A 15,169-nucleotide genomic window follows, 5' to 3' on the forward strand; every position below is an offset into this window, starting at 1 on the left:
AGCTCGAAGCTCGAAGCTCGAAGCTCGAAGCTCGAAGCTCGAAGCTCGAAGCTCGAAGCTCGAAGCTCGAAGACGAGCTTAAATCAAACCACCTCCGTAGCAAGGCCACGGAGGTGGTTTTCTTCCAGCTTCGAGCTTACGGCTTACGGCACCGGGCGTAGCCCGGCATGGCTAATTCACCTGATAACGGTGCAGGCGGTTGCGACGCACGAAATCCTGTACGCGCTGTCGAGCGAACTCCACCGTCTGGGCGGTCATCACGCTCTGGTGCTCGTCCTTCAGCTCGCCGCCCAGGTGGCGCACGATGACCATGGCGGTCTCGACCATCGCCTCGAAGGCGGCACCGCTGTCCTCGGCTCCCGGCAGCGGCATCAGCAACGTGATGCCCGGCGTGCGGAAATCATCGATCGCCTCAATGGGGAAGGTCCCGGGCTTGACCACATTGACCATGGAGAACTGCAGACGGCTCTCGGGGTCCTCGGTCTCGAAGCGATGGAAGATGCCCATCTCGCGATCGTAGCGCAGGCCACAGGCAAGCATCAGATCGAGTAAAGCGGTTCCGGAGAACCCCTCCTCGTCACGGGCCATGACCGAGATGACGATAATCTCCTCGGCCTGGCTGAGCGTCAGTCGGGCATGTTCCGCACTCACATCGTGGCGTAGCGCCTTTTCCAGCACCGGATGGACACGTACCTTGTCGCTGTGGCGGGGTGCCTCGAAGGCCTTCTCCTCGGCGGATACCGCCGCCGCTTCGTTTGCTTCCGCTTCGGACGCCAGGCGACGGCGCTCGGCACCACGGGCAGATTCCGCTTCTGCCTGGGCCTGACGCTTGCGTTCGGCCTCATCGGCCAGCTTGCGTGCCTTCTCTTCCTTGCGCTCCTCCTCACGTCGCGCCCTGTCCACACGCTTCTGCTCACGGCGCTCGGCCAGATTCTTCTGCAGCGAAGCACCGAAGCGCTGAACCGAGCTCCCCATGCGCTTCGAACCGCTCTTCAGGGAGTCACCCATGCCGTCGAAATCCACCAGGCGATAGTGCTCATCTTCGTCGACACTGTCATGATCCTGTGGGTCGGCAACCAGCGGCTCGGTAGAACGATGCGAAGGGCCAAACTCTGCCCTCCCCTCATCGGACGCAGGCGCAGAAACGTCCTGGGACGTGTCATCCAACGAGGCAAGCGTTGGTTCAAGACGCTCCTCCGCATGAAAATCACCCTGTGTGGCGAAACTGCTGGCTGGCGACGTCATCGGCTCGGCAGACTCTGACGCGGCCTCTCCCTCCCGAGAGGTAGAGGCCTTCCAGCTGGAAAGCACCCGCGATGGACCAGGATGTTCCTGGCGCTCCAACTTGGGTTTGGGCTGCACATGGCCGTAGTCCGCAGGTCTGACGACCCGCGCCCCTCCATTGGGCAATTCCCAGTTAACCTCGGCCTTGCGGGCCGCTTCGTCGGGGTCGGTGCCAAGGACGTCCTCCGCCACCTCATCGAGGCGTGGGGTTCGTCGTTGACGCTGCAGACGCCGCACTCCATCCACCACGATAAGGGTTACCAACGCCAACCCCAGGATGATCAGCCACTCTCTAAGTTCCATGGATCGTCAGCCTTTCGCTAGGGCGCCATGCCAGATGCGTGTTTGTCACCAGCATAGCGCGATTGCCGAAAAAGGAGCTAATTTTTTTATTTGTCAAGCATCGGTGATCTATCAAGACAAGCTTGACTCGCCCCTTGCAATCGCCCTTCGATAATTCCCCTGCTTCCATGCACTGCAACATATAATCTTTCCTTGTTACCCCTTTTCGACGCTTCCTTCAAGCGTTCAAGCCTCGGCCAGCGCCGCGGCTTCCTCGACATCCACCGCGACCAATCGTGACACCCCCGGCTCCTGCATCGTCACTCCCATCAACCTCTCGCCGGCCTCCATGGCGATCTTGTTGTGGGTGATATAGATGAACTGCACGCTCTCGGACATCTCCTTCACCAACCGGGCATAGCGCCCCACATTCGCATCATCCAGTGGGGCGTCCACCTCGTCGAGCATACAGAAGGGGGCAGGATTGAGCTGGAAGATGGAGAATACCAGCGACAGGGCCGTCAACGCCTTTTCGCCACCCGAGAGCAGATGAATAGTGCTGTTCTTCTTGCCCGGGGGCCGCGCCATGATCGCCACTCCCGTCTCCAGCAAGTCCTCACCGGTCAGCGTCAACCATGCGGTCCCGCCACCGAAGACTCGAGGAAAAAGCGATTGCAGCCCCGTATTGACCCGTTCGAAGGTATCACGGAAACGACTGCGGGTTTCCTGGTCGATGCGCCGAATGGCGCGATCGAGGGTCTCCAGCGCCTCGTTCAGCTCGGCGTGCTGCGCCTCCAGATAGTCGCGGCGCTCGGCCTGCTGGTCATACTCCTCGATGGCCGCCAGGTTGATGGCACCCAGGCGACGAATGCGCTCGGCAAGCTGCTCCAGGCGTGCCTGCCAGGCGGATTCGGTGGCGGCGGGGTCCAACGTCTCGGACAGCTGGCGCTCGTCATGCCCCAGCTCCCGCAGCTGTTCATCCTGCCCCTCGGCCTTGAGACGCAGCGCCTGAACCTGCATGCGCGACTCCTGCAGGCGCTCGCGGATACCCTCCAGTGCCCGCTCGTGGGACTGGCGTGCCTGCTCGTCCTCGCGCAGCCGCTCGACCAGCTCGGCGGCACGCGCGCGCACCGCATTGAGACTACGCTCCTCGCGCTCACGCCGGTCGAGCAGCTCCTCCAGGCGCTCACGGCGCTCCTCCTCCGGCTCGCTGAGCCGCTCGCGCTCCTCTTCCAGCTCCGCGAGGCGCTCCTGGAGTCGCTGACGGCTCTCGCCGGCACGCTCCCGTTGCTCGGCCAGGCCGGCTCGCTCGGCCACCAGGCGTTCCTGCTCCAGTGCCAGACGCTGCAACTGCTCGGCCAGGGGGCGCTGCTGCACGCGCAGGCTACCCAACCGCTCGCGTGCCGCCTGACGCTCTCTCTCCAGCCGCTCACGGTGATCGGCGCCGGCCTCCAGGCGCTCCATGGCGGCCTGCCACTGCTCGCGCACCTCGTCGATGGCCAGGCGGGCCTCTTCGCGTGACTCCCCCAGACCGGCGAGCTCCTCCGCCAGCTCTGCGGAGCGCCCCTGCAGGTGCTCCAGCCGACTGCTCAGGCCACTATCCTGGACGGCGAGCCGCTGATAGCGTCGTTCGAGGTCACGCTCCGCCTGGCGACACGCCTCGAGGTCGGCCTCGGTTCGCTCGGCGCGCTCATTGGCCGATGTCAGGCTTGCCTCATGATCGGCCAGGCGTGCCTCGACCCGGTCGAGCGCCTCGCGGACCTCTCCCTGTCGACGCCGGCTCACCAGCAAGGCATCCGGGCCATCGCCGCTGGCGCGCTGACGCGCCCAGCCACGGCCCAGCCACAGGCCATCGGCGGTGATCAGGCTCTCCCCTGGCCCCAGCTCATCACGTCGACGCCAGGCCTCATCGCGGCTTTCGACACAGCGCACCGCCGCCAGCCACTGGGCGGCGGCCCCGGCACCCTCCACCTTGGCGGCCAGGCTCTCTGATGCGACCCGGGGCTCGTTCGCGTCGATCAGCCCCAGCTCCCCCGGTGTGGCCACCAGGGCCTCGAGGCGCCCCTCGAGGGGGGCGACCCGGGCGCGCAGCCAGGGGGCCAATACCCAGGAGGCGACCGCCTCCCAGCCGGGGGCCACCGTGAGACACTCGCCGAGGCGCGGCGCCTCTCCAAGGCCATGTTCGGCGAGATGCGCCTCCAGGGCGTCATCGTGGTCGGCCAGTCCTGCCTCGATCAGCGCCTCCAGCGAGGCCAGCTCACCGGCCAGCTCGCTGCGCGCCTGGCGCTCCTCCTCTCGCCCGGCTTCTGCGGCGCGCGATGCCTCACGGGCCACCTCTCGGGCATCGGCGAGGGCCTCGCGACGCCCCTCGAGAGCCTCGCGCTCGAGCTCGATCTCGGCCAGCTGTTCGGCGAGCTCATCGCGCTGGGCGGTCAACGCCTGGAGATCGGGCAACTCCTGCTGCTGCTGGCGGCGTCGCGCCAGGTCGGCATCGAGCCCCTCCAGACGCGATTCCAGCCCGCGCAGGCGATCCTGGCAACGCTCGGCGTCTCGACTCTGTTCGCGCCAGCGCTCGCCGAACGCCTCCCAGGCGGTGTCGGCCTCCTCCGCTTCGGGCTCCGCCTCCTCCAGTGCGGCCTCGAGCTCCTCGAGACGCTCGGCGAGCTCTTCCCGCTCGGGAGCCAGGGTCGCCAGGCGCTCATCCAGGCTGACCAGACGCTCGCCATCGTTCTCGCCGAGGCGGTCGAGGTCGGCGAGCTCACGGCGCGCCGCCTCGAGGTCACGGGCCAGCTGAGCATCACGGGTACGGCCATGCTCCAGATCCTGCTCCAGGCGGGCAATGGCGGTGGTGGTCTCGAAGAATCGCGACTGTTCGGCATCGAGTTCGGAAGCGAGGCGGTCGTGGTCGGCCCGCGCCTCTTCCAGGCGGGTCTCGCACTGACGCAGCCCCAGCACCTCGCGCTCCACGGCGGTCTCGAGCTCGGCGACGCGGCTCTCCTCCTCGCCCTGGCTGGCCCGCAAAGCCCGTGCGCGCAGCAAGGCCAGCTCGCCCTTGACGCGATGCTCGTCATTCTTGAGCTGCTGGTAGCGGCGCGCCGCCTCGGCCTGACGCTTCAGGCGCTCGAGCTGCTTGTCGAGCTCCTCCCGGATATCCTCGAGACGCTCGAGATTCTCCTGGGTGCGCCGCATGCGGTTCTCGGTCTCGCGGCGCCGCTCCTTGTACTTGGAGATGCCCGCCGCTTCCTCGAGGGTGGCGCGCAGCTCCTCGGGGCGCGCCTCGATCAGTCGTGAAATCATGCCCTGGCCGATGATCGCGTAGGAGCGTGGGCCGAGCCCGGTCCCCAGGAAGAGGTCGGCAATATCCCGGCGTCGGCACTTCTGGCCGTTGAAGAAATAGCTCGACTGCCCTTCGCGGGTCACCTGGCGCCTTACCGCGATCTCGGCATACTGGGCATAGGGGCCTCCCATGGCCCCGTCACGATTGTCGAAGTGCAGTTCGATGGCGGCCTGTCCCACCGGCTTGCGGCCGGTGGAGCCGTTGAAGATGACATCGGCCATGGACTCGCCACGCAGGGTCTTGGCCGACGACTCGCCCATCACCCAGCGCACGGCGTCGATGATATTGGACTTGCCGCAGCCATTGGGCCCGACGATGGCGGTCATGTTGCTGTCGAAGGGGACCGTGACCGGATCGACGAAGGACTTGAAGCCCACCAGGCGTATCGATGTCAGACGCATCGGCGGCTACCCCACGGGCTCATTCGACGACGCGATCGATCACGACCTCGACCGGCTCGCCGTCGGTCTCCCCCACGGCCACGCCGGTACGCTCGCCGAACATGTCCCCGGCCTTGGGCGTGGCCTGCCCGCTCGACGAGACACGAACCACCAGCCGCGCTTCATCCACCTGTGCGAGACTGGCTTGGGGCGACATGGCATGGCGACGGTCGAGCACCAGCTCGGCAGGCAGATCACCCAGCGTCAGGCGTGCCACGGCCAGTGGCGGCAGTTCGCCGGCCATGTCCCGGGCCACCACGAACACCGCGGTCGTGTCGTCGAGACGGCCTGCGAGCCCGTCACCCAGGCGGACCCGGGCGAGGATGCCCGGGCCCTGAGGCTCGGCGTCGGCCAGCGGGGCGCCCTCGGGCACCTGGCCGAGGCGCTGCTGGGCGATCTGGATACCCTGGCGCAGGGCCTCGCCGGTAGCGGGGTCGTTCATGCCGGCGATGGCGCGCCGCCAGTTGTCGATGGCTTCCTGATAGGCACCGCGGTCGAAGGCCTCGATACCCAGCAGGCCGAGCACCGTGGGTTCGCTCGAGTTCTTCTCCAGGGTCTCGTCGACCAGCGACTGAACACGGTCGGTCAGCCGACGGCCGGCGACGAAGAACTCGATCTGGGCCAGCTGTGCCAGCAGCGCGGGCTGCCGGCCCTCGATCTCGATCAGCCGTTCCAGGGCGTCGATGGCCTGCTGACCCTGGCCGCCGTCGCGATAGAGGGGGAACAGCATGCCCCAGACATTGGGGTTGTCCGGCTGGCGGGCGGCCTGCTCCTCGAGGCGCTCGACCAGCATCTGCGCCGAACCCTCGGGATGGGCCATGACCTCACTCTGCACCGCAAGCAACGCCAGGTCGCCCTCGGCCCCCTGCCGCTGATACCAGAGCACACTGGCCACCACGACCCCAAGCATCACCAGCGGTACCGCCAGCCGCCCGGCGGCCGACGGCTTGAGCGGTGCGCGCTTGAGGCGCTCGGTGTCCTCGAGCAGGCCACGCTCGAGTGCCAGGCGATCCTCCTGGTAGCTCGCCTCGTCGGTATCGCCACGTTCGAGGGCCGCCTCCAGGGAGGCGAGGCGGCGCTGGTAGATGGCCACGTTCTGCTCGGCCGAGCGGTCGTTGTCCTCATGATCGCGCTGGGCATCGTGCAGCGCGCGAGCTCGCTTGAGCGGCGCCACCAGCAGCCACAGGGCCGGCAGCAACAGTAGGGCGAAGGCGATCCACAGCAGGGTCATTCGGTTCTCTCGCGGTTGATCAGGGCATCCAGGCGGGCACGCTCCTCGGCGGAGAGCGCCCTGTTGGAGGCGTTGCGACGGGCGCGCACCAGCAGGCCCACCAGCACCAGGCCAAGCAGGCCCAGGACCACGGGCAGCCCCCATAACAGGAAGGTGCGACCCTCGAGACGCGGGTTGTAGAGCACATAGTCACCGAAGCGCTCCACCATATGGTTGCGGATCTCGATATCGGCCCGCCCATCCATCAGCAGCTGATAGACGCGGTCACGCATATCGCCGGAAACCGGCGCATCGGAGTCATTGATCGCCTGATTCTGACAGGTCGGGCAGCGCAGGGAGGCGGTGATATCGCGATAACGTTTCTCGAGTACCGGGTCGTCGAACTCGCGCACCTCGATGGCGGCAGCCTGCGCTAGCCCGGCCATCAACAGCAAGAACAGGCCGGCCACCAAAATCAGCGGATCTCGTCGCATCAACGCCATTGCTCCACCTCCGGAAGGATCGTCTCGGCGACATCGTTGGGCGCGATGTAGCCGGTGTGGTGATAGCGAATCACCCCGTCACCGTCCACCAGGAAGGTTTCGGGGGCGCCATAGACGCCGAGCTCGAAGGCCAGCTTGTTTTCGGGATCGAAGATATTGACCTCGAAAGGGTCACCGAACTCCTCCAGAAAGCCCAGCGCCTTCTCCCGGGTATCCTTCCAGCTGACGCCGACCAGGCGTATGTCATGGCGCTCGGCGAGATCGAGCAGCTGAGGCATCTCGCGCTTGCATTCGGGGCACCACTCCCCCCAGACGTTGACCAGGGTCAGTTCGCCGGTGGTCAACAAGTCGCGGTTGACCCGTCGCTCGGGCGCCTTGAGGGTCGCCAGATCGAACTCGGGAAAGTCGCGCGCCATCAACGCCGACTCGCGATGGAAGGGGTTCAGGGAGAGCCCCTGGTAGAGGAACACCGCCAGGGCCAGGAAGCCGGCGAGCGGCAGCAGCAGAAGCAGACGACGATTCATGCATTGGCCTCCCGCCGGGTCGTGCCGAGCGCCCGGGACTCGGGGTCGGGCGCGGTAGCCAATCGGCGATAGCGCTTGTCGGCCACCGCCAGCACACCTCCGAAGGCCATCAGCAGCCCTCCCAGCCACAGCCAGCGAACAAAGGGCTTGTACTGCACCCTCAGTGCCCAGCTACCGTCTCCCAGGTCCTCGCCCATGGCCACGTAGAGGTCACGCAAAAAGCCGGGGCGCAGCGCCACCTGGGACATCGGCATGCGTGTCGCCAGATAGAGACGCTTCTCGGGATTCATCATGAAGCTGCGGCGGCTGTCACCCCGCTGTACCGAGATATTCGCCCGGTCGGCCACGAAGTTGGCCCCCTCACGATGGGAGAGCTCGTTCATGGTGAAGGTGTAGCCCGCCACCTCGACGCTGTCGCCCGGCGCCATGCGCACGTTCTGCTCGATGCTGTAGTTGGAGACCACCGCCACCCCGACGATGGTCACCGCGACCCCAAGGTGGCCGAGCTGCATGCCCCAGTAGGCCAGTGACAGCCTCTTCAGCCCAGCCCCCACGGAGCTTGCGTTGCGGGTCTTCTCGACGAGGTCACGCAGCATCGGCAGCACGATCCAGAGCGCCGCCACCAGGCCCAGGGCGACCGCCGGGCTCCACCGCTCGGCGAACAGCAGCGGCAGCGCCACCCCCAGTACCACGGCCCCCACGGCGGCGAGCCATAGCCGTCTGACCAGCAGGCCCACCGGGGTCTGCTTCCAGCGCGCCACCTGCCCAAGGCCCATAAACAGCGCCAGGGTCAGGGTGAGCGGCACGAAGAGCGCATTGAAGTAGGGAGGGCCAACGCTGATCTTGCCCAGATCCAGGGCGTCGAGCAGCAGCGGGTAGACGGTGCCCATCAGCACGGTGATCGTCATGATCACCAGCAGGATGTTGTTGATCAGCAGCAGCGCATCCCGGGAGAGCCAGGTGAACCCCACCTTGTGGCCGACTCGCGGCGCGCGCAGCGCGAACACCAGCAGCGACAGGCCCACGGTGATGCCCAGCAGCATCAGGATGAACTGGCCGCGCGAGGGGTCGTTGGCGAAGGCGTGTACCGAGGTGAGCACTCCGGAGCGCACCAGGAAGGTGCCCAGCAGCGACAGCGAGAAGGTGAAGATCGCCAGCAGCAGCGTCCAGCTCTTGAAGGCGCCACGCTTCTCGGTCACCGCCAGCGAGTGCATCAGCGCCGTGCCCGTCAGCCAGGGCAGCAGCGAGGCGTTCTCCACCGGATCCCAGAACCACCAGCCGCCCCAGCCCAGCTCGTAGTAGGCCCACCAGCTGCCCAGGGCGATGCCCACGGTCAGGAAGGCCCAGGCGAGGTTGGTCCAGGGGCGAGCCCAGCGTGCCCAGGCGGCATCCAGACGCCCCCCCAGCAGGGCGGCAATGGCGAAGGCGAAGACCACCGAGAAGCCCACATAGCCCATATAGAGCATCGGCGGGTGCATGATCAGGCCGATATCCTGGAGCAGCGGGTTGAGGTCGGCACCATCGGCCGGCACGCTGGGCAGCAGGCGCTCGAAGGGATTCGAGGTGATCAGCACGAAGGCCAGGAAGCCCATGCCGACCAGCCCCAGCACTCCCAGCACCCGCGCCACCATGTCGCGGGGCAGCTCCCGGGAGAAGCGTGCGGCGAAGTAACCCCAGGCCGCCAGCAGCAGGCTCCACAGCAGCACCGAGCCCTCATGGTTGCCCCATACGGCGCTGAGCTTGTAGTACCAGGGCAGCATGGAGTTGGAGTTGTTGGCCACGTTGGCCACGCTGAAGTCATCCAGCATGTAGCTGGCCGTCAGGCAGGCGTAGGCGATGGCCACGAACAACAGCTGCCCGGCCGCCATGGGCCGGGCATAGGCCATCCACAGCGGGCGGCGGGTGGCCGCTCCGGCCAGTGGCAGCACACCCTGCACGGTGGCCATCAGCATGGCGATCACCAGGGCATAGTGGCCGATCTCGGGGATCATCAGGATCTGCATGGGGTCTCCGCTCGTTACTGGCTGGCGCCTTGCTGCTTGGCGTCCATACGCGCGCCCACTTCGGCGGCCTTGGCCTGGTAGTCCTCCGGCGAGTAGCCGGCTTCTTCCAGGGCCTGGGCCACCTCGGGGGGCATATAGTTCTCGTCATGGCGCGCCAGCACCTGATCGGCGCGCAACCACCCTTCGGGCTGCAGCTCACCGACCACCACCACCCCCTGCCCCTCGCGGAACAGGTCGGGAAGAATGCCGCTGTAACGGACCTCGAGATCATCGACGTAGTCGGTCACCATGAACTCGACATCGAGACTCTCCGGGTCCCGGGCCACGGTGCCCTCCTTGACCATCCCGCCGGCGCGGATCTGGCGCTCGAGGGGCGCGTCTCCGGCGGCGATCTGGACCGGGCTGAAGAACAGGTTGATATTGCTGCGCAGGGCATAGAGGGTCAGCCCCACGGCGATTGCCGCCAGTGCGATCAACCCCAGCGACAGATAGAGCTTCTGCCTGCGTTTAGGCCTCATGGCGTGGTCCCCCCGTTCGATGTGAAGTCTGGTGTGTCGCTGCCTGGCGGCGACGGCGACGCTGGAGCATGTGCAGCAACCGACAGCGCTCCGCCCTGGCATGCAAGACGATGCCGATCAGCAGGGCGCCGGTCACGCCCCAGCTGGCCCATACATAGGGGGCATGCCCCCCCATGGCGAGAAAGTCCTGGAAGGAGTCGAAAGCCATCAGCCCTGCTCTCCGGCGATGTCGCGCACCCAGCGCTTGTTCGATTCACGGCGCAGGATCTCGCTGCGCGTGCGCATCAGGGTGACGGCGATAAAGAAACAGTAGAAACCCAGCACCATGATCAACAGCGGCGCCCACATCTCCATCGGCATCGCCGGGCGCGAGGTCACGCTGAAGGTGGCCGGCTGGTGCAGGGTGTACCACCAGTCCACCGAGTACTTGATGATCGGGATATTGATCACCCCGACCATGGCCAGCACCGAGGCCGCCCGCGAGCCACTGTCACGACTGGAGAAGGCGCCACGCAGGGCGATGACGCCCAGGTAGAGGAACAGCAGGATCAGCATCGAGGTCAGGCGTGCATCCCACATCCACCAGGTCCCCCAGGTGGGCACGCCCCACACCGCCCCGGAGAACAGCGCGATAAAGGTCATGGCGGCGCCCAGCGGCGCCATCATCGCCGCCGCCATGTCGGCGACCTTGATCTTCCAGACCATGAAGATCAGCCCCGCCACCGCCATGCTGACGAAGATCGACTGGGCCAGAAAGGCCGCCGGGACATGTACGTAGATGATGCGGAAGCTGTTGCCCTGCTGATAGTCCTGCGGAGCGAAGGCCAGTCCCCAGACGCTGCCCGCCAGGATCAGCACCACGGCGGCGGTCCAGAACCACGGCATCAGGCGTGCACTGATACCGTAGAACCATTTGGGCGAACCAAGCTTGTGAATAAAGGACCAGATCTTGCCCATTGATTGCGTCTCTCGCTTGAACGTTCAACCGTTGATGCTGATGCGCAGCGATGCCGCGATCGCCCAGGGAGCCAGCATCAGTGACAGGGCCAGCAGGGCCCCCAGGATCGCCAGATGCGCCGCGGCGCCATCCCCCATGATTGCCGCTTGTACCGCTCCGGCACCGAAGATCAGCACCGGGATATAGAGTGGCAGCACCAGCAGTGACAGCAGCACCCCACCACGTGACAACCCCACGGTGAGTGCCGCGCCGATGGCGCCGATAAGACTCAGGCTGGCAGTGCCCAGGGCCAGGGAAAAAGCCAGAATCAGATAGCTCCCTGACGGCAGCGCCAGCATGATGCCCAGCAGTGGTGCCATCAGCGCCAGGGGCAGGCCGGTCAGCAGCCAGTGCACCGCCACCTTGGCGAGCCCCAGCATGGCCAGCGGCTGCGGGGTCAGCAACAGCTGCTCGAGAGAGCCATCCTCGTAATCGCTGCGAAACAGACTGTCCAGTGACAACAGTGCCGCCAGCAGCGCCGCCACCCACAGCAGCCCGGGGGCGATGGTCGCCAACAACTCCGGGTCCGGCGAGATGCCGATCGGAAACAGCGTAATCACCAGGGCGAAGAACACCAGCGGGTTGAGTACCTCGCTACGCCGACGCATCAGCAGGGTCAGATCACGCTTGAGTGTTGCCCAGACTGCGACCAGCAGACCGCCGCGAGGTTCCCCGTCGCTGCCTTGACGCCCCTCGCTCATACGCGTGTCAATGCTCGGCATCCTGTCCTCCCCGACCGAGACGAATATGCCGCAGCTGATGTGAAGCCTTGAGTTCATGGTGGGTGGTCACCAACACACACCCGCCCGAGCGGGCATGTGTCACCAGGCGAGCCTCCAGCGCCTCGACGCCTTCGCGATCGATGGCGGTGAAGGGTTCATCGAGTACCCATAGTGGCCGCGGCGTCAGCTCCAGTCGGGCCAGCGCCACCCGGCGCTGCTGACCGGCAGAGAGCTGACCTGCGGGAAGATCCTCGAAGCCAGCCAGCCCCACCGCCTCCAAGGCCGCCAGTCGCGTTGGCTCCTGAACCAGCTCACCGGCCAGCGCCTGATACCAGGCGAGATTCTCCAGCGGCGTCAGGGCCGCCTTCACACCTGGGGCATGGCCCAGATAGAGCAGATTCTCGAGGAAGGCCTGGCGCGCTTGGCGCATCGGACGCTCGTTCCAGAACAGCTCACCCTGATAGTCGGCGAGCTGCCCGGAGAGGATCTTGAGCAGGGTGGTCTTGCCGCTGCCGTTGGGGCCCTCAACGCGCACGATCTCGCCCCCTCGAATATCGAGGTCGAGGCCCTTGAACAGCCACCGGTCATCCCGTTCACAGGCCAGGTCACTAGCTTGCAGGCGCAGGGTCAAGACACACTCCGGTGGATGGGTAGTTTGGCCCGAGACTCTACACGTAAAGCCCTTTTCCTGCCAGAGAGGGGTACCGCGTCGGCCGGTCGCAGTTGACGTGCATCAAGCGCATCGTCGATTACTCACCTTGCCAGATTTGGCGTCCCTGCTATGCTCCCTAAACACTGTATGTTTCAACAGGAGGTATGCCATGTTCGAGGCCAGCACGCGGTACATGATACGTCACCCCAACCGGCGCCTCGCCGAGGCGTGGTCGCCCTGCCCTCTTCCCGGCGATCCCCAGGACGCACTCGAGGAAATGGTCGACATCCCCCTGCTGGGCAGCGTCGCGGCGGGGATGCCTATCGAGGCCTGCCCCAGCGTCAGCCATATTCGCGTTCCTCGTCGCATGGTGCGTCGCAACACCTACGCCCTACGGGTGTGTGGCGACTCCATGATCGATTGCAACATCTTCGATGGAGATGTGATCATTATCGAACAGTGCGAAAGCGCGGAGAATGGCGAGACCGCGGTGGTAATGATCAATGGCCAGGAGGTCACCCTGAAGAAGCTCTATATCGAAAAGTCCGGCGTGCGTCTGCAACCCGCCAACCGGCAGATGGCCCCCATCTTCCTGAAGAACAGCGATATCCAGGTGCTGGGGATGGTGATGGGCGTGGTACGTCAGGGCGAGCTGGCCGCCTGATGCGTTACCCGGTACCCGATCTGCCCCCCGGCGAATGGCAGGAGAGCGAACTGGAGGTGGAGAGGAGCCGCTTTATCACCTGGCTCTGCCATGCCCCGACCATCGCCGACTTCGAGGCGCTGCTGGCGCAGGCGCGCGAGCGCCACCCCAGCGCCAGCCACCACTGCACCGCCTTTATCGCCGGACCTCCCGGTGAGCAGGCGGCCATTGGCTTCTCCGATGATGGCGAACCCGGCGGAACCGCCGGGCGCCCCATGTTTCAGGTGCTCGAGGGCTCCGGGCTGGGTCAGGCGGGCTGCGTGGTCATTCGCTACTTCGGCGGCACCAAGCTAGGCACCGGCGGACTGGCCCGAGCCTACGCCCAGGCCGTCTCCCAGGCACTGGAGGTGCTGCCCCGTCGCGAGGTGGTCGAGCGTACCGCTCTGAGGCTCCGGGTCGATTTCTCGGGAGAAGCCGAGGCGCGGGGCTGGCTGAGCGAGCGCCGGATCCCGGTGGAAGAGGCCGATTACGCCGCCGATGGTGTCTGGCTGACCGTTGGCTGGCCGAGTGATGTCGAGGTCGACCTGAGTCCGCTGGCCTCGCGGCTGCGTGGCAACCTCGAAATTCTCGCCGACGACTAGTCAAGACTCGGAAAGGCATGCAGAAAGGCATCCGGAAAAAAGAAAGGCGCCCGCGGGCGCCTTTCACTCGCATGGCCGATGCCGTCATCAGCCAAGGTACTTGATCATCACCCCCGCGGCCACCGCCGAGCCGATGACACCGGCCACATTGGGCCCCATGGCATGCATCAGCAGGAAGTTGTGCGGGTTGGCCTCGAGCCCCACCTTGTTGGAGACCCGGGCCGCCATCGGTACCGCCGAGACACCCGCCGAGCCGATCAACGGGTTGATCGGTACACGGCTGACCACGTTCAGCAGCTTGGCCATCAGCACGCCGGCGCAGGTGCCGATTCCGAAGGCCACGATGCCCAGGGCCAGGATCCCGAGTGTCTCCACGGCCAGGAAGCTGTCGGCCATCAGCTTGGAGCCCACCGAAAGGCCCAGGATGATGGTGACGATATTGATCAGCGCATTCTGTGCCGTGTCGGAGAGGCGCTCCACTACCCCACACTCGCGCATCAGGTTACCGAAGCAGAACATCCCCAGTAGCGGCGCCGCATCGGGCAGGAAGAAGGCAACCAGCAGCAGGATGGCGATGGGGAAGGCGATCTTCTCGCGCTTCGACACTGGCCGCAGCTGGGTCATGGTGATCTCGCGCTCCTTCTGGCTGGTCAGCAGCCGCATGATCGGCGGCTGGATCAGCGGCACCAGCGCCATGTAGGCGTAGGCCGCCACGGCGATCGCCCCCAGCAACTCCGGCGCCAGCACGCTCGACACATAGATCGAGGTGGGGCCGTCGGCGCCACCGATGATGCCGATGGCGGCGGCCTGGTTGAGCGAGAAGTCCATCACCCCCAGCGACGAGAGCCCCACCGCCCCGAACAGGGTGGCGAAGATGCCGAACTGCGCGGCCGCTCCCAGGAACAGGGTACGCGGATTGGCCAGCAGCGGCCCAAAGTCGGTCATCGCCCCCACGCCCATGAAGATGATCAGCGGCGCGATACCGGAGGCGATGGCCACCTTGTAGAAGCTGTAGAGCATGCCGTCACCGTAGCCGACGCTGGCTGCCACATCGCGACCCGCACGCAGCGCATCCGCCGTGGCCCCCTCCTCGACCATCCCCTTGAGGAGTTCGCGCCACGACTCGACGCTCGCCTGAGGATCGAGGGCCACCCCGAGGGCCCCGGCGATCCGCTCCAGCACCGCCGGCTTGGCCACCTCGATGGCCTGGTCCAGCGCCGACAGCGCCAGGCCCGCCTCGGGAATATTGGCCAGAATGCCACCGAAGCCGATCGGTACCAGCAGCAGCGGCTCGAACTTCTTGGCGATGGCCAGATAGAGCAGCAACATGCCGACCAGAATCATCACGGCCTGGCCCGGGGTCAGGTTATAGACCCCCGAGCCGTACCAGAGTGTCAGTAGTTTCTCCATGAC

General features: G+C 66.0%; 14 protein-coding genes. 2 read left to right on the forward strand and 12 right to left on the reverse strand.

What is annotated here, in order from left to right:
• Positions 1 to 171: 171 nt before the first annotated feature.
• The 11 genes from zipA to ccmA form a co-directional block, all read right to left on the reverse strand.
• Positions 172 to 1,587, reverse strand: coding sequence for a cell division protein ZipA (gene zipA, locus E0702_RS08205; RefSeq protein ID WP_132042709.1), 1,416 nt, complete (start codon positions 1,585 to 1,587; stop codon positions 172 to 174).
• Positions 1,588 to 1,812: 225 nt separating this feature from the next.
• Entirely contained in the window at positions 1,813 to 5,304 is a 3,492-nt protein-coding gene (smc, locus tag E0702_RS08210) for a chromosome segregation protein SMC (protein ID WP_132042711.1), read from the reverse strand.
• Positions 5,305 to 5,323: 19 nt separating this feature from the next.
• Positions 5,324 to 6,574, reverse strand: coding sequence for a c-type cytochrome biogenesis protein CcmI (gene ccmI, locus E0702_RS08215; protein ID WP_132042713.1), 1,251 nt, complete (start codon positions 6,572 to 6,574; stop codon positions 5,324 to 5,326).
• Positions 6,571 to 7,056 carry a cytochrome c-type biogenesis protein gene (locus tag E0702_RS08220; RefSeq protein WP_132042715.1) on the reverse strand — a complete coding sequence of 162 codons (486 nt, stop codon included), beginning with the start codon at positions 7,054 to 7,056 and terminating at the stop codon, positions 6,571 to 6,573. The genes ccmI and E0702_RS08220 overlap by 4 nt, the downstream gene beginning before the upstream one ends.
• Entirely contained in the window at positions 7,047 to 7,580 is a 534-nt protein-coding gene (locus E0702_RS08225) for a DsbE family thiol:disulfide interchange protein (RefSeq protein ID WP_132042717.1), read from the reverse strand. Before E0702_RS08225 ends, E0702_RS08220 begins: the two co-directional genes overlap by 10 nt.
• Positions 7,577 to 9,583: a heme lyase CcmF/NrfE family subunit gene (locus tag E0702_RS08230; protein ID WP_132042718.1), complete on the reverse strand. Its 2,007-nt coding sequence runs from the start codon at positions 9,581 to 9,583 to the stop codon at positions 7,577 to 7,579. Before E0702_RS08230 ends, E0702_RS08225 begins: the two co-directional genes overlap by 4 nt.
• A gap of 14 nt (positions 9,584 to 9,597) precedes the next feature.
• Positions 9,598 to 10,101 (reverse strand): cytochrome c maturation protein CcmE, encoded by a 504-nt coding sequence (gene ccmE / locus E0702_RS08235; protein ID WP_132042720.1) that lies wholly within the window; start codon positions 10,099 to 10,101, stop codon positions 9,598 to 9,600.
• A complete protein-coding gene (ccmD, locus tag E0702_RS08240; protein WP_132042722.1) occupies positions 10,091 to 10,309 on the reverse strand; it encodes a heme exporter protein CcmD in 219 nt (72 codons plus the stop codon). The genes ccmE and ccmD overlap by 11 nt, the downstream gene beginning before the upstream one ends.
• Positions 10,309 to 11,049 carry a heme ABC transporter permease gene (locus E0702_RS08245; RefSeq protein WP_132042913.1) on the reverse strand — a complete coding sequence of 247 codons (741 nt, stop codon included), beginning with the start codon at positions 11,047 to 11,049 and terminating at the stop codon, positions 10,309 to 10,311. The genes ccmD and E0702_RS08245 overlap by 1 nt, the downstream gene beginning before the upstream one ends.
• Positions 11,050 to 11,082: 33 nt before the next feature.
• A complete protein-coding gene (ccmB, locus tag E0702_RS08250; protein WP_374708586.1) occupies positions 11,083 to 11,820 on the reverse strand; it encodes a heme exporter protein CcmB in 738 nt (245 codons plus the stop codon).
• Positions 11,807 to 12,451: a cytochrome c biogenesis heme-transporting ATPase CcmA gene (ccmA, locus tag E0702_RS08255; protein ID WP_132042724.1), complete on the reverse strand. Its 645-nt coding sequence runs from the start codon at positions 12,449 to 12,451 to the stop codon at positions 11,807 to 11,809. Before ccmA ends, ccmB begins: the two co-directional genes overlap by 14 nt.
• Before the next feature lie 190 nt (positions 12,452 to 12,641).
• Between ccmA and lexA the strand changes: the two genes are divergently transcribed.
• Together lexA and E0702_RS08265 are read left to right on the forward strand one after the other, a co-directional pair.
• A complete protein-coding gene (gene lexA, locus E0702_RS08260) occupies positions 12,642 to 13,136 on the forward strand; it encodes a transcriptional repressor LexA (RefSeq protein ID WP_132042726.1) in 495 nt (164 codons plus the stop codon).
• Complete coding sequence (locus tag E0702_RS08265) at positions 13,136 to 13,756, forward strand: IMPACT family protein (RefSeq protein WP_132042728.1); 621 nt, start codon at positions 13,136 to 13,138, stop codon at positions 13,754 to 13,756. Before lexA ends, E0702_RS08265 begins: the two co-directional genes overlap by 1 nt.
• Positions 13,757 to 13,843: 87 nt before the next feature.
• On the opposite strand, the gene E0702_RS08270 is transcribed toward E0702_RS08265, so the two are convergent.
• On the reverse strand, positions 13,844 to 15,166 hold the full coding sequence (locus tag E0702_RS08270; protein WP_132042730.1) for a sodium ion-translocating decarboxylase subunit beta: 1,323 nt from the start codon (positions 15,164 to 15,166) through the stop codon (positions 13,844 to 13,846).
• Positions 15,167 to 15,169 lie beyond the last annotated feature (3 nt).

This window comes from Halomonas marinisediminis, assembly GCF_004347715.1.
GTDB classification, from domain to species: Bacteria; Pseudomonadota; Gammaproteobacteria; order Pseudomonadales; family Halomonadaceae; genus Halomonas; species Halomonas icarae.